The sequence below is a fragment of the Pseudomonas fluorescens genome, from assembly GCF_001648775.1.
Taxonomy (GTDB): Bacteria; Pseudomonadota; Gammaproteobacteria; order Pseudomonadales; family Pseudomonadaceae; genus Aquipseudomonas; species Aquipseudomonas fluorescens_M.
The window spans coordinates 269,479-293,221 of record NZ_LVEJ01000016.1 but is presented as its reverse complement, the minus strand read 5'-3'; the positions used below and the strand labels follow the sequence as shown (position 1 = coordinate 293,221).

At 60.5% G+C, this 23,743-nt stretch carries 20 protein-coding genes; 8 read left to right on the top strand and 12 right to left on the bottom strand.

The window, feature by feature from the left end:
• Position 1: 1 nt before the first annotated feature.
• Both A8O26_RS15980 and A8O26_RS15975 read left to right on the top strand, forming a co-directional pair.
• Positions 2–526: a single-stranded DNA-binding protein gene (locus A8O26_RS15980; protein ID WP_008081898.1), complete on the top strand. Its 525-nt coding sequence runs from the start codon at positions 2–4 to the stop codon at positions 524–526.
• A gap of 242 nt (positions 527–768) precedes the next feature.
• Complete coding sequence (locus tag A8O26_RS15975; RefSeq protein WP_081265203.1) at positions 769–1,974, top strand: acyltransferase family protein; 1,206 nt, start codon at positions 769–771, stop codon at positions 1,972–1,974.
• A 75-nt stretch (positions 1,975–2,049) separates the two neighbouring features.
• Here A8O26_RS15975 and A8O26_RS15970 read toward each other — a convergent pair whose 3' ends face one another.
• From A8O26_RS15970 to A8O26_RS15940, 7 genes are all read right to left on the bottom strand, one after another.
• Positions 2,050–3,207, bottom strand: coding sequence for a glutathionylspermidine synthase family protein (locus A8O26_RS15970; RefSeq protein WP_064118875.1), 1,158 nt, complete (start codon positions 3,205–3,207; stop codon positions 2,050–2,052).
• Between the two features lie 2 nt (positions 3,208–3,209).
• Positions 3,210–3,914, bottom strand: coding sequence for a DUF1190 domain-containing protein (locus tag A8O26_RS15965; protein WP_064118874.1), 705 nt, complete (start codon positions 3,912–3,914; stop codon positions 3,210–3,212).
• A 17-nt stretch (positions 3,915–3,931) separates the two neighbouring features.
• The gene (locus A8O26_RS15960) at positions 3,932–4,357 is read right to left on the bottom strand and encodes a DUF350 domain-containing protein (protein WP_064118873.1); all 426 of its coding nucleotides are present in this window, start codon (positions 4,355–4,357) and stop codon (positions 3,932–3,934) included.
• Positions 4,358–4,372: 15 nt separating this feature from the next.
• Complete coding sequence (locus A8O26_RS15955) at positions 4,373–5,023, bottom strand: DUF2491 family protein (RefSeq protein ID WP_064118872.1); 651 nt, start codon at positions 5,021–5,023, stop codon at positions 4,373–4,375.
• 212 nt (positions 5,024–5,235) lie between these two features.
• Entirely contained in the window at positions 5,236–5,934 is a 699-nt protein-coding gene (locus A8O26_RS15950; RefSeq protein WP_064118871.1) for a PspA/IM30 family protein, read from the bottom strand.
• A gap of 17 nt (positions 5,935–5,951) precedes the next feature.
• Positions 5,952–6,620, bottom strand: a complete 669-nt coding sequence (locus A8O26_RS15945) for a YjfI family protein (protein ID WP_064118870.1) — start codon at positions 6,618–6,620, stop codon at positions 5,952–5,954.
• Positions 6,621–6,765: 145 nt separating this feature from the next.
• Positions 6,766–7,320 (bottom strand): cysteine hydrolase family protein, encoded by a 555-nt coding sequence (locus A8O26_RS15940; RefSeq protein ID WP_064118869.1) that lies wholly within the window; start codon positions 7,318–7,320, stop codon positions 6,766–6,768.
• A gap of 101 nt (positions 7,321–7,421) precedes the next feature.
• Between A8O26_RS15940 and A8O26_RS15935 the strand changes: the two genes are divergently transcribed.
• From A8O26_RS15935 to A8O26_RS15925, 3 genes are all read left to right on the top strand, one after another.
• Complete coding sequence (locus tag A8O26_RS15935; protein WP_064118868.1) at positions 7,422–8,423, top strand: GlxA family transcriptional regulator; 1,002 nt, start codon at positions 7,422–7,424, stop codon at positions 8,421–8,423.
• Positions 8,424–8,703: 280 nt separating this feature from the next.
• A complete protein-coding gene (locus A8O26_RS15930; RefSeq protein ID WP_064118867.1) occupies positions 8,704–9,813 on the top strand; it encodes a DUF3182 family protein in 1,110 nt (369 codons plus the stop codon).
• On the top strand, positions 9,803–10,561 hold the full coding sequence (locus A8O26_RS15925) for an alpha/beta hydrolase family protein (protein ID WP_064118866.1): 759 nt from the start codon (positions 9,803–9,805) through the stop codon (positions 10,559–10,561). The genes A8O26_RS15930 and A8O26_RS15925 overlap by 11 nt, the downstream gene beginning before the upstream one ends.
• 113 nt (positions 10,562–10,674) lie before the next feature.
• On the opposite strand, the gene A8O26_RS15920 is transcribed toward A8O26_RS15925, so the two are convergent.
• Genes A8O26_RS15920 through A8O26_RS15905 form a run of 4 tightly spaced genes read right to left on the bottom strand, consistent with a single transcriptional unit; the run spans position 10,675 to position 14,649 of the window.
• Positions 10,675–11,661: a lysylphosphatidylglycerol synthase domain-containing protein gene (locus A8O26_RS15920; RefSeq protein WP_064118865.1), complete on the bottom strand. Its 987-nt coding sequence runs from the start codon at positions 11,659–11,661 to the stop codon at positions 10,675–10,677.
• Positions 11,658–12,932: a cardiolipin synthase ClsB gene (gene clsB, locus A8O26_RS15915; RefSeq protein ID WP_064118864.1), complete on the bottom strand. Its 1,275-nt coding sequence runs from the start codon at positions 12,930–12,932 to the stop codon at positions 11,658–11,660. The genes A8O26_RS15920 and clsB overlap by 4 nt, the downstream gene beginning before the upstream one ends.
• Positions 12,929–13,726, bottom strand: a complete 798-nt coding sequence (locus A8O26_RS15910) for an endonuclease/exonuclease/phosphatase family protein (protein WP_064118863.1) — start codon at positions 13,724–13,726, stop codon at positions 12,929–12,931. The genes clsB and A8O26_RS15910 overlap by 4 nt, the downstream gene beginning before the upstream one ends.
• On the bottom strand, positions 13,723–14,649 hold the full coding sequence (locus A8O26_RS15905; protein WP_064118862.1) for a DUF72 domain-containing protein: 927 nt from the start codon (positions 14,647–14,649) through the stop codon (positions 13,723–13,725). Before A8O26_RS15905 ends, A8O26_RS15910 begins: the two co-directional genes overlap by 4 nt.
• A 462-nt stretch (positions 14,650–15,111) precedes the next feature.
• Here A8O26_RS15905 and A8O26_RS15900 point away from each other — a divergent pair, with 462 nt between their 5' ends.
• Positions 15,112–17,205 (top strand): mechanosensitive ion channel family protein, encoded by a 2,094-nt coding sequence (locus A8O26_RS15900; protein WP_064118861.1) that lies wholly within the window; start codon positions 15,112–15,114, stop codon positions 17,203–17,205.
• 114 nt (positions 17,206–17,319) lie between these two features.
• Here A8O26_RS15900 and A8O26_RS15895 read toward each other — a convergent pair whose 3' ends face one another.
• Positions 17,320–21,606 carry a DEAD/DEAH box helicase gene (locus A8O26_RS15895; protein ID WP_064118860.1) on the bottom strand — a complete coding sequence of 1,429 codons (4,287 nt, stop codon included), beginning with the start codon at positions 21,604–21,606 and terminating at the stop codon, positions 17,320–17,322.
• A gap of 308 nt (positions 21,607–21,914) precedes the next feature.
• Here A8O26_RS15895 and A8O26_RS15890 point away from each other — a divergent pair, with 308 nt between their 5' ends.
• Positions 21,915–22,799: a sugar nucleotide-binding protein gene (locus A8O26_RS15890; RefSeq protein WP_064118859.1), complete on the top strand. Its 885-nt coding sequence runs from the start codon at positions 21,915–21,917 to the stop codon at positions 22,797–22,799.
• On the top strand, positions 22,792–23,724 hold the full coding sequence (locus A8O26_RS15885) for an NAD-dependent epimerase/dehydratase family protein (protein WP_064118858.1): 933 nt from the start codon (positions 22,792–22,794) through the stop codon (positions 23,722–23,724). The genes A8O26_RS15890 and A8O26_RS15885 overlap by 8 nt, the downstream gene beginning before the upstream one ends.
• Positions 23,725–23,743: the final 19 nt, after the last annotated feature.

Below are 23,743 nucleotides of genomic sequence, written 5' to 3'. Positions count from 1 at the left end.
TATGGCCCGTGGGGTTAACAAAGTCATATTGGTCGGCACTTGCGGCCAGGATCCCGAAGTTCGCTACCTGCCTAACGGTAACGCCGTGACCAACCTGAGTCTGGCAACCAGCGAACAGTGGACCGACAAGCAAACCGGTCAGAAGGTCGAGAAGACCGAGTGGCACCGTGTTTCGATGTTCGGCAAAGTAGCCGAAATCGCCGGTGAATATCTGCGCAAAGGTTCGCAGGTTTACATCGAAGGCAAGCTGCAGACCCGTGAGTGGGAAAAAGACGGTATCAAGCGTTACACCACCGAAATCGTGGTCGACATGCAAGGCACCATGCAACTGCTCGGCGGCCGTCCACAACAGGGCGACCAACAAGGCGGCGGCAACAACTACCAGCAATCGGCTCCGGCTCCACGTCAGCAGGCGCCACGCCCGCAGCAGTCGGCTCCGCAACAGCGCTCGGCCCCGGCTCCACAGCAGGCCGCGCCGCAACCGGCTCCGGATTTCGACAGCTTTGATGACGACATTCCGTTCTGAAGCTGATCAGATTTAGCCAAAACCCCCGCATTGCGGGGGTTTTGTCGTTTCAGGGGGGCACACTTCAAGGCGATGACCGCCAACTGACTAACCAGTCTGCGCTGATATCCCGATAAAGTGTCGCGCAGAGCCTTGAAGGCTGTCGCCAGCCGTTCCATGATCCGTGCCGTCGACTGTTGATCCTGCCCGTCTTCGCCAGAACAGCTTCGCAGACTGTTCATTCACAACAACAAGAGAGTCCAATGAGCAGTAGCAAAAACAAGGAAATCGAGTATTTGCGGGGGGCCGCTATCCTCATGACGATCATGGCCCATCTTCCTCAACTGCTGCCGTTTCAGAGTGTGTTCCTGACCAAGCTGTTTTCGGTGTACTCGCCCTGGACCGGGGTGGATCTGTTCTTCTGCATTTCCGGATACGTGGTCAGTAAGGCGTATCTCGACTACTTCGACAAAAACCGCCAGCAGAATCGCTTCGGCATGGCCGCGACCTCTTTCTGGATTCGCCGGGCTTATCGCCTTCTGCCGACAGCATGGCTGTGGGTATTGATCCCACTGGCGTTCTCGATTTTCTTCAATCAGTCGAACGCCTTTCAGTCCTGGTTCGACAACTTGCGCAGTTTCACTGCTGTTGCGACGTTCTCGGGCAACCTGGCCAACCAGTACGGCGCGATTTTGGGGCCTAACTCGGTGTATTGGAGCCTGGCGCTGGAAGAACAGTTTTACTTCATCTTTCCGTTGTTCCTGTTGCTGGTAACCTCGACGCGCTGGCGGGTGATTGTCTTGATCGCGCTGATCGCCGCGCAGTTCGGCTTTGATCGCAATGCCTTCGGCGCAGCGCCGGCGCCGATGCTTTTTTCCTTCCGGCTCGATGCGATGATGTGGGGGATTCTGCTCTGCCTGTTCACCCGCACGCCGCTGTACAAGGAGCTTGAACCGGTCGCGCTTGGCGCCAGTCTGTTCAAGCGCGTGGCGCTGACCCTGGGGCTTCTGTACATGTTGGGTGCGATCGCCGCGCAGTTGCTCGCAATGCCGATCGCTGTCGGGCTGATCGCGATAACCGCACTGATCATGGTCTGGCTGGCCAGTTACGACAAAGGCTACATCTATTGCCCGGCGCTGTTGCGCGGCGTGTTCGACTGGTTGGGTTCGCGCTCCTACGCCTTGTACGTTGTGCACGTATTTTCCTACCACCTGAGTACCGAAATCTGGACGCGCATGGCCAACAGCAATGGCGGGACGCTGGGAGCGGACTACACGGTTGAGTTATTGCTCACGTCGTTGTTGATCATGCTGGTGTGCAGCGAACTGAACTACCGGTTCGTCGAAACACCATTGCGTCGTCGCGGCGCGGAAATCTCCCGTCGCAGAATGGCCGGCATTGCCACGACCGAGACCGTCAAGACAGATGCTCCGGTAACGGATCGCTCGCGCACGACAGAACTGTCGTAAGTCACAGCCATAAAAAAACCGTAGCGCGTCAACGCTACGGTTTTTTTATGGCCGGCCCCTGCTGTGCCACAGCGATCAGTCGAGGATCAAATGCGGTAGAAACCGGCTTGAGTCCTTGGTGATCAGACTGTTGTCTTCACGCACGCCAATCCCCGCCGCCTGATCGCCGACGACCCAGGAGCCGATCAGCGTATAGCTGTCATCGAACTTGGGCAGTGGCGCAAATTCCTGCAGGATGAATGGCGCATCGGTGTAGGGGCCGTCCTCTTTGACGATCAGGCCTTGCGCCGTTTGCAGCTCGATGTTGGCGCCTTCACGGGAAAAGTACGGTTTGCGCACCCAGCCTTTGGGAACGGCGCTGGTCGGATTCGGATCAAGATGTGCCGCGAGCAGATTGGGATGGCCCTTGTGCAGTTCCCACAGCAACGGCAATGCACCTTTGTTCGACAGTATGGCTTTCCACGCTGGCTCGAAAAACTGCGTGTCGCACTCGGCAATCGCCGCGCCGAACGGTTCGTGGAAGATGAACTCCCAGGCGTGCAGCTTGAACAGGTGCGGGATCCAGCGATCTTCCAGGTCAACAAAACGACCCTCGGCTGTCAGGCCGATGTCTTCGATGTCGATGTGCCGCGACTCAATACCAACCTTTTCCGCGATCAGCCGCAAGTAATCGGTGGTGCCTTTATCTTCGACCGAGTCTTTCATCGAGGCGAAGTAGAACGGCCGCTTGAGCTGCAATTCAGCAAACGCCTGATGCAGTTTGGTATCGATGCTGTTGAACTGGTCGGCATGGCGCGGCAGCATCCCGCGCTCGATGCATTGCTCCAGCCAGCCCCACTGAAACGCCGCCGCCTCGTAGAGGCTGGTCGGCGTGTCGTAGTTGAGCTCCAGCAGTTTCGCCGGGCCGTTGCCACTGTAGGAAAAGTCCATGCGCCCATACAGATGCGGATGACCTTCCAGCCAGGAGGTCCGGATCATGTCGTAGTACGGCGCCGGAATGCTCAGGCGATCCAGCAGCTCTTCGCTGTGCACTACGCGATCGACCAGATCCATGCACATCTCATGCAGTTCGGTGGTCGGGTCCTCAAGATCGTTTTCGATTTGCGCGAGCGTGAACTGGTAGTACGCGCTTTCGTCCCAGTAGGGCTCGTCGTCGATCGTGTGGAACATGAAGCCGAGGCTTTCGGCAGTGTGTTTCCAGTCGGGGCGCTCGGCGCAATGGACCTTTTTCATCGTCAGCTGCTCGAACGGCCAGAACTGCTACCCCAGCCACCCCAACCGCTGCGGGCGCTGGACTGGCTGCCGAAGCCGCCGCGCGATGTCGACGAGGCGACGTTGACCGGTTTGCTTTTGCTGGTCTCGTAATCCGCCTGGTTGCGCGACGTCGTTTCGGCTCGGCGGTACTGCGTCGACGTGTTGTAGGTCTGGCGAGTATCGCGATCGCGGTAAACCGTGCGGTTGGCGTTGTTGCTCATGGCATTGCCGATCAGCCAGCCGGTCAACCAACCGTTGCCGCCACCGCCACCACCACCGCCGCCGGAAGCGTGTGAGGTGCTCTGCACATTTTGCGCGGCGGCCGCTTCACCGGCGGGCATCTGTGCATTGGCGATAGCATCGAGATTCTGCGCGGCTTCACCGGTTTGCGGCACCTTGAAGCCGCCCAGTTTTGGCACGAAGCGACCATCGGAATTTTTCTGACACCAGTCGGCGGCAAAGTCCGCATCGCATTTGCTTTTGTCGTCGTACGCCGGGGCGATGCGCCGGTGTTCGGTCAGGGCGGCGACGTAGGCGTTGGAGCAGACATCGGCAGCCACTGCGGCGTCGACACACTGTTCCACGCTCTGGAAGTTGCGTGGTTGATCCGCGGCTGCCGCCTGGCCGGAAACGGCCATGGCCACCGAAGCGGCGAGGGACAGCTGAACGTATTTGCTGCGTTTCATCTAAGGCTTCCTGCCGGTCAGTTGGACGGGGTCATGCACGCCGCATTGAGCATGCCGACGCTGATTGCGACCGCTGCCACATAAATGCCCGAAGCAATTTCACCGTTGGCGATGCGCTGGGAAGTGCCTTTGAGTACCAGGCCGGTGGCGAGAAAAGCCAGCAGCTGCACCACCGCGGCAATCACCGCCCAGAGTACGAAATCGAGGACGTTGACCGAAAACGCAATCACGTTGCTGGCCGGGATTGCAAAACCAATGATCGCGCCAGACAGGGCAATGGCGGCAGCGATATTGCCGGAGCGGATCAGCTCGAACTCTTTGTGCGGGGTGATCCGCGTATAGATGAATTGAAACAGCATGAACAGCAGCACGGCGCCGATCAGGTAGACGATGAAACCGACCAATGCGGTCTTGTTCAGGGAAACGGCCAGCACTTCCAGCATGAAAAACTTCCTTTTTTAAATGGTGCTCAGATCAGTCGTGTACAGCGAGATGCCCAGCGAAGTGCTCAGGCTGACGGTGCCTTCTTCGTCTTGTTCGACAGAGAACAGCAGCAGTTCGCGGCGATCGGTCAGGCCGGTGTCGCGCGCATACAGCATGGAGTGGTGTTCGATGGTGTAGCTTTCGTCCGGATTGACCACTTGTTCGGTCATCGGCACGAGTTCGGTCTGGCCTTGTTCGGTGCCCCATTCGCGGGTGTATTCGACACCCTCATGGGTGTAGGTCGGCAGACCGATCAGGCTGTTCGCGCCCGCCAGGCGCTGCAGCTCGGCGTCACTGTTGACGGTCACGTAGCTGGCGTAGTTGAACAACGTGACGGATTCGACCTGATCTTCACCGGTGACGTGGATCTGCAGCCAGAAATCCTCGTCGTTCATGTAATAGCGATGCAGTTTGTTCGATTGGCCGAGGTCGACCCAACCGTGGCTCCAGATCGCCTGATCGAAAGGCACACGCACCGTCGTCGAGCCATCGAGCAACAGCGCCAGCGTCGTATCAAACCTGACTGCCTTGCCCTGGGCCATGCCGAGTGGGCCACTGGCAACGGTGGGTGTTGGCGCAGCGTTCTGCCAGTTGCTGGTGCCCAGCAAATCTTTAAACCATCCCATGGGTACGTTCCTTGAAGCGGGTGGAAGTGTTCGTCGGCGAAAAAGCGTCGCTAGTGTACCGGGCCGAGCGGCGAACGAGCATAGCGATTTCTGCGCCGTAAACCATGTGGGAGCGAGCTTGCTCGCGAAGAGGGCGTGTCAGTCAACATTGATGTCGACTGATACGACGCTTTCGCGAGCAAGCTCGCTCCCACAGGTTTTTTCCGCAGTGTTTACTGAGCGGACTTTTGCTTCAGACGCTCAAGGATCGCATTGGCGCTGCCTTCGTTCGGCGTGATGCCGGCGTCGCGCAGTTTGCGTTCCAGGTCGTTGCCGGTCGAAGCGTCAGCCAGTTCATCTGCTGCGCTCAGTTCGGCTGCGCGCTGCTGCTGCTTGGCTTGCAGGCGGTTCAAGGTGCCGACCGCAGTTTCCAGTTTGCCATTGGCGCCACCGCTGGCGATGGAGGCACTGACCTGGGCTTTTTGCACGCTTTCGCGGGCCTTGGCCATGTCCACTTGCTGGCGCAGGCTCTTGATTCGCGACTCGGCCTTGCTGATGTCTTTGCGCATGTTCTCGGCGTAAGTGCCGAATTCATCGCTCTGCTTTTTCTCGACATCCAGTTCGTTGGTCAGGGTCGAAATCGCTTCGGCCACTTCCAGCGCCAGGTCTTCACGGCCGGCGTTCAGGGCCGAGACAGCCTTGGCTTCCAGATCCTTGATCTTGGCGTCGTACTCGCTCACGCGGTCGGCAGCCAGTTTGTGCTTGGCCATGATGGTGACCAGTTCACGGCGCGCATTCGACAGTGCGGTATCGGCGTCGCGGATTTCCTGGTCGAGAATGCGCAGGGCTTGTTGGTCGGCGATGGCTTCGCCGACTTCATTGGCGCCGCCGCGCAGTGCGGTGAACAACTTGCTCCAGATGGACTGAGTCATTGGATATTCCCTGTTGATTACTTGAAGAAGTGTTCGAAGGCTTCACTCGCGCGCTGCACGTTGTCGACCAGGGTTTTCACCTCGGTGACGACGTTGGTCAGGCTCGAGTCGGCGCTGAGGGCGCCAAACATGTTGTAAACGGTCTGCCCGTTCGGCATCGACTCGATCCCGATCGACGACAGCGGGAACATTTCTCGGCTGCGCAGCACGGCATCGTTGAAGGCGCGTACGTCGCTGATCGAGTCGATGTCCACCAGCACGGTGTCGACGATGATCTGCTGGCCGGCCAGGGCGATGTGAATCGGCAGGCCGCCGAATTCGTTCATTTCCAGCTTGATGCTGGGTTCGGAGCTCTGGATCAGCGACAGCGTGATTTCTTGCGAAGCCACCTCGTCCAGGGCCTTGAGGGCGTTGAAGAGGCTATCGATGGTCCAGTTGTTGCCTGCGCTCATGTAATTCTCCGACATGAAAGAGCCAGCCAGAATCGGTTGGCGTAGCTGTTGCTCCATTTGCTTGAGCAAGCTTCGGTTTTCGGGAAGCACCCAAGTTTCGTGTTTCACATAACCGGCAGCGGCCAGGCCCGCGCGCATCTGCTTCATATAGAAGCTCGACGGTTTTTTCGCCGACGGTTTCGCGCGCTCTCCCTTCGGGGTCTCTGATTTCGCTGTGGGGGAACGGCTTTTCATGGCAACGGCTCGGCTATGGATATCTCACGCGTGAGCCACACTACAACCAATTCAAAATGCCATCAATGGCTCACGCGTGAGATTTTTATGACAGGCGAAAAAAGGCCCGCTGCATGGCGGGCCTGGTGTTTTTGCAGAATATTGCTCAGCGCTGGGCGGCGAGGAATTCGTCAGTCGATACCACGCTGGCGTAGGCGAACCCCAGCGCCGACATGAAGGCGGCGTGGACATGGGCTGCCGGTACGGTGAGGCCGTTGAACTCAAGATCGCGGCTGGCGCACGCGTCGTGAATCACCGTAACGCTGTAGCCCAGATCCGCTGCGGCGCGAGTGATGCCGTCCACGCACATGTGGCTCATGCTGCCGACCACCACCAATTCCTTGATATCTCGCTCATCAAGGATCGACTGCAGTTCGGTTTCGCGAAACGAATTGACGAAGTGCTTGAGTACCACCGGCTCATCGGCATGATTAAGCACTTTCGGGTGCAACTTGGCACCTTCGGAACCGGGGGTGAAAAACGGCGCCTGCGCTGAGGTGAATTCGTGGCGGATATGCACCACCGAATCGTTTGCCTCGCGGAACGCGGCGATCAGTCGGGCGGCGTTGTCGGCGGCGGCGTCGGCACCGGCCAGCGGCCACTTGCCTTGGGGGAAGTAGTCGTTCTGGATATCGACTACGATGAGCGCTTGCTTGGTCATGGGTGTGTCCTCGATGGATTGGCTGGAAGTGGCTTCAGTATTGGCGCTGGCCAGCGATTCGAGGATTGGCCGCACCGACAATAGACAGGGGAAAACTGACAATGGGCGCAGAAAGGGCCGCTGTTGCTGAACTGGGCGTGTTGATTTATCCCGGTGCGCAAATGGCAGCGGTGCACGGTCTGACCGATCTGTTCGCGGTGGCCAACCGGATTGCCGCCGAACATAATGCTGCGCAATTGCCGTTGCTGCGGGTCAGTCATTGGCAGGTCGAAGGTGATCAGCCACCCTCGCGGATTTACAGCAGTCATGCGGTTGACGACAGTGCTTTGCTGGCGGTGCTGATTCCACCCTCTATTGGCGGTTTTGCCGCCGCGCACATGCCCGCCAGCCTCAGCCAATGGTTACGCGATCAGCATGCCGCCGGCGCGACCCTCGGCGGCGTCTGTGTGGGTTCTTTATTGCTGGCCGAAAGCGGTCTGCTCGATGGTCGCAGCGCCACCACCCACTGGACCTCGGCCAAGACTTTCGCCGAGCGTTACCCGAAGATCAAACTCAAGGCGGATACGCCGATTGTCGATGATGGTGACCTGATCACCACGGCCGGGCTGATGGCCTGGGCGGAACTGGGGTTGCGCTTGGTTGATCGCCTGCTCGGGCCGAGCATCGCTTCGAGCACGGCGCGGTTTCTGGTGGTGGAGCACAGTGACAGTGCCAGCGAGTGCGGCAGTAACTTCGCGCCGATCCTAAGTCACGGCGACGCCGCGATCTTGAAGGTCCAGCATTGGTTGCAAAGCACTGGCGCGACGGATGTTTCGCTGACTGCGATGGCTGAGCGGGCAGGCTTGGAGGAGCGCACGTTCCTGCGTCGGTTCCGCGCGGCGACAGGGTTGAAGCCGACTGAGTACTGTCAGCACCTGCGAGTCGGCAAGGCGCGGGAGATGCTCGAGTTCAGCAATGGCACGATTGATCACATTGCCTGGACGGTCGGGTATCAGGATCCCGGGGCGTTTCGGGCGATCTTCAAGAAGATTACCGGGCTGGCGCCGAGTGAATATCGGGCGCGGTTTGGTGTAACACCGACAGCCAAGCTATCCAATTCCTAATGTGGGAGCGAGCCTGCTCGCGAAAGCGATGGATCAGCAATTTTGATGTCGGCTGACACGACGCCTTCGCGAGCAGGCTCGCTCTCACATTGAGTTCTATAGGGCTATGGATCGTGCAATTTGCCGGGGTTTTGCGCGCGGTCGTGCAGATTGAAACAGGCGCGGTGCCAGCATGATTCGAGCAACATTCTGATTCGCTGAGGATTTTCACCAATCGGCCGTTGGCCTGATCTCTGCACCTCTCACCGCTACAGTCATCGAACCGATGGAAGGGGGACGCATGACCCCGACACCTCGCAGAAAAATCGTCGTCGCCCACTCGGTGCGCCCCGACGCGCCGCAGCACGAAGTTCACACCAATAAAGCCTTGGCACGTTGGCTGGCGCAGATTCTCGGGTTCAAATTCGGCGGCAGTTACGACCCGGAAAAACATCGCGGCCGTGACCTGTATTTGTTACCGACGCAAACCATCGTCGGCGCCGCCCAGGCTCACGAGCTTGGCATCAAGGGCCCGGAGGATCTGTGGGGCGGCTTTGTCGAACACGACTTCATCTGCACCAAAGCCATCAGCCACGGCTTGCGTAGTCATCTGGCGCACGCCCCGCAAGGCTGGGCGCCGCTGTTTTCCGAGCGGGTGCGCAACGTGGTACTCGATGGTCTCAGCGTGTTTGCGCTGGAAGATGCGCGACCCGCCGCCGAGCATCTTCTGTACAACGGCCCGATCCGTTTGAAACCGATCCATGCCTGCGCCGGTCGCGGCCAGGAAGTGATCAAAAGCCTCGACGCCTTCGACGAAATCCTTGCTCGCCCCGACATTGAAAAACAGTTCAGCGAAGGCGTGGTGCTGGAGCAGGACTTGAGCGACGTGATCACCCACAGCGTCGGCCAGTCATTCATCGGCGACAAGGTGCTGAGCTACTGCGGTGATCAATACTTGACCAAAGATGCCCATGGGGAAGAGGTTTACGGCGGCTCGAATCTGCTGGTGGTGCAGGGTGGTTATGACGATTTGCTGGCGCTGGAATTGCCCGTCGATGTGCGACTGGCCATCGAACAGGCGCAGGTTTTCGACAACGCTGCGGATGAAGCCTACCCTCGTTTTTATGCCTCGCGGCGCAACTACGACATTGCCCAGGGTTTGGACAGCAACGGTAAATCCCGTAGCGGCGTGCTCGAACAATCCTGGCGCATGGGCGGCGCCAGCAGTGCCGAAGTCGCGGCACTGCAAAGCTTTGTCAATGATCCGGCGATGCGCGCGATTCGCGTGTCTTCGGTGGAAACCTACATCGATCAGCCGCTGCCGGCGGACGCCATCGAGGTCTATCGCGGCCCGGCTGAGAACAGCGAATTTCTCCTCAAATACGTAACGGTCAAATCCTATGACGGCTAGAAGCGAAAGCATTCAAATCGACATTGATGATGAGCAGATGAGCGGGACATTTCTCAGTCCCAAATCGAAAGTGCCGGGGGTGCTGTTTGTCCATGGTTGGGGCGGCAGTCAGGAGCGCGATCTTGAACGGGCCAAAGGCATCGCCGGGCTGGGTTGTGTGTGTCTGACGTTCGACTTGCGCGGCCACACCGGCGGCACCGGGATTCCGCTGACCCGGGTCACCCGCGAAGACAACCTGCGCGATTTGCTGGCGGCCTATGATCGGCTGCTCGCGCATCCGGCGCTCGATACGTCGGCGATCGCCGTGGTCGGCACCAGTTATGGCGGTTACCTGGCGGCGATCCTTACGTCATTGCGCCCGGTGCGCTGGCTCGCGTTGCGGGTGCCGGCGCTGTATCGCGACGAACAGTGGCACACGCCAAAACGCGATCTGGATAAAGCGGATCTGCGTGATTATCGGAGCACGCTGGTGCGCGCCGATAGCAACCGAGCGCTGCATGCGTGCTCGCAATTCACCGGTGATGTGTTGCTGGTGGAATCGGAAACCGATGATTACGTACCGCATGCGGCGATCATGAGTTACCGCGCCGCGTGTCAGCAGACCCACTCGCTGACGCACCGGATTATCGACGGCGCCGATCATGCGTTGAGCGAACCGGTTTCGCAGCAGGCCTACACCTCGATTCTGGTGGACTGGATTACCGAGATGGTTGTTGGGGAGCGGTTGAGCATTATTCAGTCGGCTTGATCTTTTAGTGTTCTTGCGGACGCCTTCGCGAGCAAGCTCGCTCCCACAGGGGATCGCGTTTCAAATGTGGGAGCGAGCTTGCTCGCGAAGGGGCCATCAACTTCACCGAAAACTCAAGAAGGTTTCTTCTCGATCCGCAGCGCCTTGGCTTTGGCCTCGACCACCAGATACATCACCACCGTAATCAGCAACGGCAGCAGAAAATAAATCGCCCGGTACGCCAGCAATCCCGCCACCAGACTGCCCCGCGAAGCCTCATGTTGCAGCAGCGCGACAAACACCGCTTCGAGCACGCCAAGCCCCGCCGGAATGTGCGTAATGACCCCGGCAATCGCACTGATCAACAACACGCCGAGTACCAACGGATAATCGAGTTTGCTCGGCAGCAAAGTGAAAATCACCGCCGCCATCAACGACCAGTTCAGCGCGCCCAGCAGCAGTTGCAGGACGGCCATGCGCAACGACGGCAGATTGATTTCCACGCCACGAATCGACCATTCGCGGCGCTTGGAAAACTGGCACGCCGCCAGATACCCGGCGCTGGTCAACAGCAATAAAACCCCGATGCCTTGCAACGCATCACTGCTGACTTTCCATCCCGGCGGCATGCTCACCAGTCCGCTGCTGAACACCGCACCGGCAATGGTCATGTAGCCAAACCAGTTCGTCGCCAGGCTCAAGCCGAGAATCTTGGCGATGTTGCCTTTGCTCACACCGAGGCGCGAATACAACCGATAGCGCATGGCGATGCCGCCGACCCAGGCGCTGAGATTGAGATTAAAGGCGTAGCTGATGATCCCCACCGGCAGGATCTGTTTCCAGGTCAGGTCCTGGCGGATGTAAGTGCGGCCGATCAGGTCGAAACTGGCGTAAACGAGAAAACTCAGCAGCGTCAGGCCGGCGGCAATGATCAGCGTGCGCACCTTGAAGTCGGCAAGGGTTTGCAGCACTTCCGCCCATTCAATGCGCGTAGCGAACAGCGTCAGCAAGACAATCAGGGCGAGGAAAAACAGCAGCGTCAGCGGACGTTTCCAGCGACTCCATTTCGAGTGCGTCGCTGGCGCCGAATGACCACTCGGGTGCGCTTCGGAATGGCTCATGAGTGGTCACCTCGAAACGGCTTGAGCCGCGGTTTGTGCGCCGGCAGCCAACCGGCCATCGCAGGAAAATGCCGCAGAAAGTGGAACACCATAAACCCCACGGTCATGTGCCAGATGCGCCCGCGCGGGGATTTGCTCGCGTCCATGGCTTTGCAGTGATTCTGGCTGAGGTCTTCGAGGCGCTCGAACAAGTGCTGATTAAACGCGCGGTCGCGGATCAGCACGTTGGCTTCCAGGTTCAGCGACAGGCTCAGCGGGTCGAGATTGCTCGAACCGACGGTGCTCCATTCGTCATCCACCAGCGCCACTTTGCCGTGCAGCGGGCGCTGGCAATATTCGTGAATCTGTACGCCGGCCTTGAGCAGGTAGTCGTAGGTCATGCGCGCCGCGAGTTTGGCCACCAGCATGTCCGGCTGGCCTTGCAAGATCAGGCGTACATCAACACCGCGACGTGCGGCATTGCGGATTTCCCGTAGCAAGCGGTAACCGGGGAAGAAGTAGGCGTTGGCAATGACCACGCGGCGTTTGGCGCGGCGCAGCACCTGCAAATACACGTCTTCGATATCGGTGGGGTGCTGATCGTTGTCGCGGAACACCAGCCGTACTTGTCCGTCGTGATCGTTGAAGGCCATTTCCGCGCGCCGCTGGCGTCGGCGCTGCCACCAGAATCGCGCGCGGCCCGGGCGACCGCTTTGCAGCAGGGCGAAATGATGAATGTCGGCGACCGCCGGGCCCTGAACTTCCACCGAATAATCCTGCTTGGCCTCGGGGCCGAAATCGGCCAGATGATCACCGGAAAAATTGATCCCGCCGATGAACGCAATCAGGCCATCGACCACGACGATTTTGCGATGCAAGCGGCGGAACCAGTTGGTGCGGATGCCCAAACGTTTGGGTGCCGGATCGAAGATCTGCAAATGCACGCCGGCCTCGCTCAGCGCGGTGAGATAACCGGTGCTCAACTCACCGCAACCAAAGCCATCGAAGCTGACGGTGGTGCGCACACCGCGCTTTGCCGCATCAATAAGAATCTCCTGTAACTCGGCGCCGACCTTGTCTTCGAAAACGATAAAGGTCTCCAGGAGGATTTCACTCTTCGCCGCACGCATCGCTGCGAAGACCCGAGGGAAATACTCCTCGCCATTTTCCAGCAACTCGACACGGTTGTTGCCCTGCCAGCGGTACTCGACCTCGACTTGGCCCGGCTCGCGTATCGGCGGGGTGATGGCTATCGGTTCCACGGCGGATTTCTCCAGCGGCGCGCTGCTCATAACTCGATCTCCACCGATAACGGGACATGGTCGGACAGGTGTGACCAGGGTCGATTCGCCAAGACTTTTGGCTGGCTGGTCTTGAGGTTGCGCACGTAGATGCGATCGAGGCGCAGGGTCGGCAGACGCGCGGGAAAACTGCGCGCCGATTTGCCCTGATGCTCGGCGAAGACTTCACGCAGGCCGCAGGGTTTGAGCAGGGCGTCGGCGCGCTGGCGCCAGTCGTTGAAGTCACCGGCGACGATCACGGGGGCGTCGTCCGGCAGTTCGGCGAGACGCTCGCCCAACAACGTCAACTGTGCGTTGCGATGACTTTCGCGCAGGCCCAGATGCACGCAGATCGCATGGATCTCGGTGCCGTCGCCGGGCAGGCGCAACACGCAATGCAGTAAGCCACGGTTCTCATGGCCGCTGATCGACACGTCGAGATTGTCGTGGCGGATGATCTGGAATTTCGACAGCAGTGCATTGCCGTGATCGCCCTCCGGGTACACCGCGTTGCGCCCGTAAGCGAACTGCGGCCAGAGGCTGTCGGCGAGGAATTCGTACTGCGGCATCGTCGGCCAGTTGGAGTAGCGCTTGGGGTGATGCTCGTGAGTGCCGTGGACTTCCTGGAGGAACACCACGTCGGCGGCGACGCTGCGCACCGCCTCCCGCAATTCAGGCAGGATGAAGCGCCGGTTGAGGGCGGTGAAGCCCTTGTGGGTATTGACCGTCAGCACGGTGAAAGTGCGCACCGTTGGCGCGACCACCGAGCCTTCATCGGTGAAGCCGACCGGTTCTGGAATGCTCATGACAACACTCCTTCGCCTGCCACTTCACCGGGCGTGGTGGCGAGGTCTTTATCCAGCTCGAAGCGCTGCAGCAGATCGCGGGCGTCATAGGGCGCGCGGACTTTGATGTCGTTGTCGAAATAGCAGAACACTTCGCGGGATTTGCGTGCGCGTGGCTTTAGGCGCGGCGCGATCAGGTGCGCATCTTTGGGTTGCTGGCCGTGGTGCCAGGCGTCGATGCGCTCGGCCCAACGTTTGAGCGCTGGCGCGGTATAGCCGCTGGCGTAAAGCTCTTCGGCGCCGTGCAGGCGCAGATAAACGAAGTCGCTGGTGAGGTCTTCGCGGTACGGCCATTTGCCGGCGGTGTCAGCGATCACCAGCGCGGTGTTGTGGCGTTTCAACAGGCGCACAAAGTCGGGATCGATAAAGCTGTCGTTGCGGATCTCCACCGCATGGCGCAGTGGTTTTTTGCGCCAGGCTTTCATGCTCGCGTGGCCGTGCAGGTGGGCATCGTGCTGATGGGCGAGGGTGGCGGCGGCTTCGGTATCGTGGGGCAGTTGAGCGAGAAACTGTTCGAAACGCTCAGGCTCGAATTTGAAGTTGGGCGGGAACTGCCACAGGATCGGGCCGAGTTTTTCCTTGAGTTCCAGCACCCCGGAGGCGAAGAAATTCGCCAGCGGTTTTTCGATCTCGCGCAAGCGACGGATGTGGGTAATGAAGCGCGGCGCCTTGACGCTGAAAACGAAGTCGTCAGGGGTTTCGGCGTACCACTGGGCATAGCGTTCGGGGCGTTGCAGGGCGTAGAACGATCCATTGATTTCGATGCTGTTGACCGCCCGCGAAGCGAACTGCAATTCGCGTTTTTGCGCCAGTCCCTTGGGGTAGAAGTCCCCGCGCCACGGCTCGTAGCGCCAGCCGGAAATACCGATGTGAATCGTCGCCATGCCACCCTCCCGTCGAAAGTCCTCGTGTTGCCGGTATCTTTTGATGACTGCGGGCGGTTCGGGAAAGTTTCGATGGCGTTACGGACGGTCACTTCGAAGGCGAAGATCAATAGCACTCCCCCTCACCCCAACCCTCTCCCCCAAGGGGGCGAGGGGGAAGGGAGCTGATCTTCAGGGTTTTCGGGATTTGAGTTCGACTCCGGATTTGCAAGTCGGTGTACTTCTCGCAGGCAACTCGGTCAGCTCCCTCTCTCGCAGTGAGAGGGGGAGGGGGAAGGGAGCTGATCTTCAGGGTTTTCAGGGTTTGAGTTCGACTCAGGACTTTCAGGCCAGTGCAGCAAGATCAGACAACCCGGTCGGCGCCCTCTCCCTCCGGGAGAGGGCTGGGGTGAGGGCGCTCTTGAACTTGCCGTACAAATATCGATCAGTTCCTTACAGGTTCAGCCACGGGAGATCGGAGTTTTGATCAAGTTCAGGATCGCCATTCTGCTGGGAGCATTGCTGTTTCTCGGTGCCAACGAACTGGAGGCCGCCGCACTGCCGGGCGTCCCGGCCGCCGCCGAAGAGCCGGCCAAACCCGAGCCGCTGGTGCAGGGCGGGCTGCTCGGTGCGATCAGTTCGAGCATCGATGACGTACAAGACAAACTCGACCTCAACGAACATCTGGTCGACGCCTGGCGCCTGCGCGCCGACCGCGCCGCCGATGAAGTCGACAAACTGGTCAACCAGCCATCGAACCGCTCGGGCTGGAGCGTCGCCGGGGATTTCCTCTCGTTGTCCGGCACCTGGCTCGGCAGTTTCGCGCTGTTGACCGTGCTCGGCAGCCTGTTGACCAAGCGTCTGCGTGAGGGCCGCTGGTTGCGCACCCGCCAGCGCAGTCAGGATTTGATCGGCTACTTGCTGCCGTACACCGTGCCGGCGCTGATCTGCCTGCCGCTGACCCTGTACGTCAGCCATTTTCTCCAAGCCTCGGTAGGCCGTGCGCTGGCGCTGTGTCTGGCCTACGCCACCAGCAGCGGCATTTTTTCCACCTCGATGTTGTTGTGCGTGGTGGTGATGTTCAACGTCGGCCACAAACGCCCGGCCGCGCGGATTATCCGCAACTATTGCCCGCGACCGCTGTTCCTGATCGGCTTTCTCGCCGCCCTCAGCGATGCGCTGACCAGCCCGCAGATCGCTCGCCAATTGGGCGGCAATATCACCAGCAGCATTGCGGTGTTCACCGGGCTGATCGCCTCGGTGATTTTCGGCTTGCTGGTCATTCGCCTGCGCCGCCCGGTGGCGCATCTGATCCGCAACCGCTCGCTGAGCCAACGCCTGAAACAGCCTTCGTTGCAAGAGTCGCTGCGGATTTTTTCCGGGCTGTGGTACTGGCCGATTGTGTTGATGGTGCTGGTCTCGGCGGTGAATCTGATCGGCATCGGCGAGGACAATCAAAAAGCCCTGCGCTGCGCGCTGTTCACCACTGTATTGCTGATCGGCACAGTGTTTCTCAGCACGATCCTGCAGCACTTGTTCAAGTCGCGAAAAGCCGAAGCGATCCAGCGCAGCAGCGCCTACAAAGAACGTTTTCTCAGCCTGTTGCACGCCTTGCTGCGCATTGTCATCGCCATCGCTTTCATCGATATCCTCGGGCGAATCTGGGGCGTCTCTCTACTCGATTTCGCCCAGAGCAGCACGGTCGGCCGGGCTATCAGCAATGCGCTGAGCAGCATCGGCCTGATCTTCCTGGTGACGTGGTTGCTGTGGGTGGTGCTCGACACAGCGATTCAGGAAGCACTGAAACCGCCGCTCAGCAAACGCGCGGCGCGCCAGCCGAGTACGCGGGTGAAAACCATTCTGCCGCTGCTGCGCAACGCGATCAAAATCATCCTCGTGGTGATTTGCGCGATCACCACCATGGCCAATCTGGGGATCAACGTTGCACCGCTATTGGCCGGTGCCGGGGTAGTCGGTCTGGCCATCGGTTTCGGTTCGCAGCAACTGGTGCAGGACGTCATCACCGGGCTGTTCATTATCATCGAAGACACCCTGTCGATCGGCGATTGGGTGGTGCTCGATTCGGGGCATGCCGGCACGGTCGAAGGGCTGACCATTCGCACGTTGCGGCTACGTGACGGCAAGGGTTTTGTGCACTCGGTGCCGTTCGGGCAGATCAAGGCTGTGACAAACCAATCGCGGCAGTTCGCTTTCGCGTTTTTCTCGGTGCAGTTCACCTACGACACGGATGTCGACAAAGCCATCGAACTGATCCGCGAGACCGGCGATTCGATCCGCGAAGACCCGTTCCTCAAGTACAACCTGCAAGGGCCGCTGGACGTGTTTGGCGTCGACAGGATGGATTTGAACGGGGTGGTGCTGACGGCGCAGTTTCGTACGGTGTCGGGCGGGCAGTATGCAGTCAGCCGGGCGTTCAATCAGCGTTTGAAGAAGCTTGTGGATAACACCGCGACGGTGCATTTCGCGCAGACTTATCCACAGCAGGTTTTGTTGCCGAAGCGGCAGCAGGGGAGTGAGGTGGTGGCGAGCGAGGTGCCGCAGGAATCGCGGACTTAACGCAAGATTAGTGGTGCAGTGCCGGCCTCTTCGCGAGCAAGCTCGCTCCCACGGGGGGAACGCGATCAAACTGTGGGAGCGAGCCTGCTCGCGAAGGGGCCAGTGAGGACAACCTCAATGCTGGATAAGCCTGTTTCGTATCTCAGCCATTTCCGGCTGATCCAGCTCCAGCCAGAACTGCGGCTTGCCGGCAATTTCCGCCGCCGCCGGCAACCCATCGCGATAGACCAACCGATTACTCACCAGCGCCGGCACTTTCACCCCCGGCAACAACGTCCCGGCCAGGTTCAACGGATCAACCCCGCACACCGCCACCAGACTGCCGTCATGCGGCCGCCGCCGTACCTCGCGCAACAATGGAATCGCCTCCGGCAAGGCAAACTGCTCGCCCGCCAGCCCACTGACAAATCGCCCGCCACGGATCTCGCCCCGCGCCTCCAACCGATGAAACGTGCGCAGCAATTCCCGCCAACTCGGCAACCAGTCTGCCTCACGTTCGAGCAGACGCCAGAACACCACGCCGTATCGTCGCAACAAGGTCATGGCGACATGTTCCAGGGTTGCGCTGTTATCCACAGCCGCTCCGCGCCGCAATAACGCCCAACGCCCGGCATCGTCCATGCCACCGATAAACGCACCGCGGCCACGCCGACTGCTGCGCTGCTGGCGCTTGCTCGCCGGGGTGATCAGCGCGCGCAGGCCGGCGAAGCTGTCGGCGTTTACCAGGCCGGCGCCGACCAGTTCCTGCAAGGCGATTTCCAGCTCTGTGCGCAGCAGATGCGCTTCATGAATCAGCTCATCGAAAAACAACGCGCCGTGCTGGCTCAGTGCTTCAAACACTTTCTGGGTTTTCGGCGACAGTTCGCTCACCGGCGTCTGTTCCGCCAACGCACTCCACAATCCCACCTGATTGCGCGGCAGCAACACGATCGGCGTGCTGCGCAACGCCGTGCCGCTGATTTTTTGCCGGGCACTGAGGCGCGTCCACACCAGTTTGCCGTTGCGGCACAGGTCATCCAGCCAGCTCGGCGAATAGTCTTTTAATCGCGCCGGGAGGAGGTCGCTGTCCCACGCCGAAGCCGCCGCCGCGTAGCCTTCGAACTGGGCGACAATCGCTGGCAACACGGCGCTGCCCTGACCGCGAGTCGACGGCGAAAGATGCTGCCAGTCGAACAGAAAACGCATGAAATCCTGCAACGCCACCGGTTCGATTTCCCGGCGCAGGCGCTTGACCGTGTAGCGGTGAATGCGCGCGAGCAGATGCCGTTCGCACCATTCCTCGACATTGACCTTGGGCGTGAATTGACCGCGCAGCACATAACCTTCGCGCTCCAGTTGCGCGAGGGCTTGCTGGACTTGAGTAGTCGGCAACGCGAGCGGCTCGGCAATGGCGGATAACGGCAGAGGGCCGAACGCACCGAGGCGCGCGCGGAGCACTTCGACCAGCGCCTCATCGAACGTCCAGGCTTGATCGAATCCCGGCAACGTCTCCAGCTCGGGTTGCATTTTGGCCTGTGGATAAAGCGCTTGCAGGCAGGTCAGGCGTTCGCGGGCAAGCCACACGCCATGCTCCGGGTTGATCTGCAAACGGCAGGCGCGACCACTGCTGGCCAAGGTCTGCAACCATTCACGCCAACCTTCGTTTGCCTGAACTTCCGCCTCGCTGATGCACGCCAGACTCATCAGCGCTTCATGCATTTCATCGACAGCGTTCGGCGTCGGCCACGCTTCCTCACGCACAGCGTTTATGGCGTCGGCATCCAGCGCACCGAGATCGTCGGTCGATTGCGGATCGCTCCAGCGCCGGTTGATCACCGCTTGAGTGCGACGTTCCTCCAGCGGCGCATCGTCGAGAAAGGTGTACGGCCGCGCACTGAGAATTTCTGCCGCGAGCGGCGAGGGTGCCGGCAGGTCGCGGCTGATCAAGCGCACCTCGCCACGCTCCATGCGCCGCAGCAGATTCAGCCAGCCTTCGCTGTCCATCGCTTCGTGCAGGCAGTCGTCGAGGGTTTGTTCGATCAACGGGTGCTCGGGAATTTCGCGTTCACCGGCGAGGTTTTCCAGGCAGGCAATCTGATCGGGAAACACGCTGGCGATCAGGTCTTCGCTTTTCATCCGCTGCAACTGCGGGGCGACTTTGCGCCCGCCGGTAAAGCGCGGCAGCGCCAACGCCACCCCGGCATTCCAGCGCCAGCGCACGCCGAATAACGGCGCGTCGAGTACCGCTTGAATCAGGATGTGCTCGGCACTGTTGCTGTGCAGGTAGCGCAAGATGTCATCCAGTTCAAAACTGTGGCTGGTGGACAGCGACAACACGATCGCGTCTTCGCTGGCGGCCGCCTGCAATTCGAAGTTGAAGGTGCGGCAGAAACGCTTGCGCAGGGCCAGGCCCCAGGCGCGGTTGATGCGGCTGCCGAACGGCGAATGGATGATCAGTTGGGTGCCGCCGGACTCGTCGAAAAAACGCTCCATCAAAAGCGTGTCTTGCGAGGGCAGGGCGCCGAGGGTCTGGCGGGCGCGGCCGAGGTATTCGACCAGTTGTTCGGCACTGGCGAGGTTGAGGCCAAGGGTCTGCGTCAACCAGTCGAGCGCCGGGTGCAGATCGCCGGGGCTGGCGCCCAGCAGTTCGTCGAGCTGCGCTTGCAGACGCGCTAGCGCGAACGACAATTCATCGCTGCGCCCCGGCGCTTCGCCGAGCCAGAACGGAATGGTCGGCGGCTGGCCGTGGGCATCCTCGACGCGCACCTTGCCGGTTTCCACGCGCAGGATCCGATAGGAGGTATTGCCGAGCTGGAACACATCGCCGGCAATGCTTTCCACGGCGAAGTCTTCGTTGACGCTGCCGATGTTCAGGCCTTGCGGCTCGAGCATCACGCTGTAATCGGCGTTGTCGGGAATGGTGCCGCCGCTGGTCACGGCAGTCAGTTTCGCGCCACGCCGGCCACGCAAGGTGCGGCTGACGGCGTCGCGGTGCAGATAGGCGCTGCGGATGCCCTGGCGACCGTTGTAGCCTTCGGCGAGCATGCTCAGCAGGGCTTGATAGTGTTTTTCGTCGAGGTCGCGATAGGGCGAGGCTTGGCGGAACATCGCCAGCAAGGCGTCTTCTGACCATTCCAGACAGCTGACTTCGGCGATGATTTGCTGCGCCAAAACATCCAGCGGCGCGACGGGGATGTGCAGGGTGTCGAGTTCGCCACGGCGCACGCAGTCGAGCAGGGCGGCGCATTCGATCAGGTCGTCGCGGGTGGTCGCGAACAATCGACCTTTTGGCGTGCCACCGACCTGGTGCCCGGAGCGGCCGACCCTTTGCAGAAAACCGGCAATGGAGCGCGGCGAGGCGATCTGGCAGACCAGATCGACTTCGCCGATGTCGATGCCCAATTCCAGCGAGGCAGTGGCGATCAGCACTTGCAGTTCGCCGCGCTTGAGCCGTTGTTCGGCGTCAAGACGGAATTCCTTGGCCAGACTGCCGTGGTGCGCCGCTACCGCGTGCTTGCCGAGGCGCTCGCTGAGGTGTCGGCTCAAGCGTTCGGCGAGGCGCCGGGTATTGACGAAAATCAGCGTGGTGCGGTGCTCGCGGGCCAGTTCGGCGAGGCGGTCGTAGACCAGTTCCCAGACATCATTGGCCATGACGGCCGACAACGGCACGGGCGGCACTTCGATGCCCAGATCCCGTGGGCGGGCGTGGCCGATGTCAATGATCTCGCAGGGGCGATCATGGCCGACCAGAAATTGCGCCACGGCTTCGACCGGTTTCTGCGTGGCGGACAGGCCGATGCGGGTCAACGGTTCGGCGCACAGCGCTTGCAGACGCTCAAGGCTCAGGGCCAGATGACTGCCGCGTTTGCCCGCTGCCATGGCGTGGATTTCGTCGATGATCACCGTGCGCGTGGTGCCGAGCATTTTTCGCCCGGATTCCGAGCCGAGCAGGACGTAGAGCGATTCCGGCGTGGTCACCAGAATGTGCGGCGCGGTTTTGCGCATGGCCGCGCGTTCTTTCTGCGGGGTATCACCGGTACGCACGGCGGTGGTGATGTGTACTTCCGGCAGGTTCATCTGCCGAAGTTGCTCGGTGATACCGGCCAGCGGATTTTGCAGGTTGAGGCGGATGTCGTTGGACAGCGCCTTCAGCGGCGAGACATAAACGACGAGCGTTTCGTCGGGCAGACCTTCAGGGTTTTCCAGGCCACGGTGGACGAGGTCATCAAGCACGGCGAGAAACGCGGTGAGGGTTTTGCCGGAGCCGGTGGGCGCGGCGATCAACGTCGAGCGGCGCTGGCGGATCAACGGCCATGCACGGGCCTGGGCGGCGGTGACCGTCGGGAAAGTCTTACTGAACCAGGCGCTGACGGCGGGGTGAAAGCCTGCCAGGGCCGCGTCCGTGGGGATGGGCAGATTCATGGCTTAAGTTATGCGGGCGCAGGGGGGAAGATGCAAGTACCGCTCGGGATCCTCAGTGTCTGGCAGGGCCCCTTCGCGAGCAGGCTCGCTCCCACACTGGATTTATGAGCGCCGCGCATCCCTTGTGGGAGCGAGCCTGCTCGCGAAGGGGCCAGATGCCACAGCACAAATCCTTGGGATGAACACTTTACGGATGACGGTTGCGCACTAAACCCGCAAAATGCAACGATTCCGGCAATTATCGACGACGGTTCCACAAGATCCGTCGCTACAGCCATCGTTCCAATCAGACTGGGCCTGCTGACTCTATGCGAATGCGCCTTATGTTACTGGGCGGCGGAAATGCCCTTGGGCAGGCGCTGATTCGCCTCGGTGCGGAAGAAGACATCGGTTTCCTCGCCCCCCGCCCGCCCGAAGACGGCTGGGATGCCGCGAGCCTGACCCAATTGCTCGACGACACCCGTCCCGATGCGTTGATCAACCTCGCCTACTATTTCGACTGGTTCCAGGCCGAGGCCGTCAGCGAAAGCCGTATGGCCGGTCAGGAGCGTGCCATCGAACGGCTGGCCGAACTGTGCCAGCACCACAACATCGTTCTCGTGCAACCGTCGAGTTATCGCGTGTTCGACGGCTCGCGCGCCACTGCCTACAGCGAAAAAGACGAGCCCGTGCCGCTGGGCTTGCGCGGGCAAGCGTTGTGGCGGATCGAACAAAGTGTGCGCGCCACGTGCCCGCAACACGTTTTGCTACGATTTGGCTGGTTGCTCGATGACAGCCCGGATGGCACCCTCGGTCGCTTCCTTGCGCGTGCCGAGCAGCCAGAAGAATTGCTGCTGGCCGATGATCGCCGCGGTAATCCGACGCCGGTCGATGACGCCGCACGGGTGATCATTTCGGTGCTCAAGCAACTTGATTGCGCGGCGCCGCTGTGGGGCACTTATCACTACGCCGGCCACGAGGCGACGACGCCGCTGGCGCTGGGGCAAGCTATTTTGACCGAAGCCCGCAGCCTGCATGCGCTTGCTATCGAAGCACCGACCGCCCAGGCACACGCCGCGCGCCCGGACGCTGCCGAAGAGCCACAGCACGCGGTACTGGCCTGTAAAAAAATTCTGCACACTTTCGGGATCAAACCCCGCGCCTGGCGCGCGGCACTCCCGGGCTTACTGGATAGGTTCTACCGTCATGGCTGAATGGACTGTTTTAATCACCGGTGGCGCCGGCTTCATTGGCTCGCACCTGACCGACGCCTTGCTCGCCAAGGGGCATTCGGTGCGAGTGCTCGATGACTTGTCGACCGGCAAGCGCAGCAATCTGCCACTGGATAATCCCAAGGTTGAACTGATTGTCGGTGACGTCGCCGACGCCGCCCTGGTTGCACGGGCGATGCAAGGTTGCAGCGCCGTCGCCCACCTGGCGGCCGTGGCCTCGGTGCAGGCTTCGGTGGACGATCCGGTGAAGACGCATCAGAGCAACTTCATTGGCACGCTGAACGTCTGCGAGGCCATGCGCCTGGCTGGTGTCAAACGTGTGCTGTACGCCTCCAGTGCAGCGGTGTACGGCAACAATGGCGAGGGCGCGTCGATCGATGAAGACACGCCCAAGGCTCCGTTGACGCCTTATGCCTCGGACAAGCTGGCGGGCGAACATTATTTCGATTTCTATCGCCGCCAGCATGCGCTGGAACCGGTGATTTTCCGCTTCTTCAATATCTTCGGCCCGCGTCAGGATCCGTCCTCGCCGTACTCCGGGGTCATCAGCATTTTCAGCGAGCGTGCGCAGAAAGGCCTGCCGATCATGGTGTTCGGCGATGGCGAGCAGACGCGTGATTTCCTCTATGTCGAAGATCTGGTCGATCTGCTGGTACAGGCAATCGAAAAGCCTGAGGTGGAAGTCGGTGCGGTGAACGTTGGCTGGAATCAGGCGATGAGCCTCAAGCAGATGCTCGGGGCGCTTGAAGCAGTGGTGGGTGAGTTGCCGCCGATCAGCTATGGCCCGGCGCGCTCCGGTGATATCCGCCACTCGCGGGCGAACAACGCGCGCTTGCTGGAGCGGTTCAAGTTGCCTGAGCAGACGCCGATGAGCGTGGGTTTGGCGCGGTTGCTCGGTCGTTCCTGAAAAGAACCCTCACCCTAAC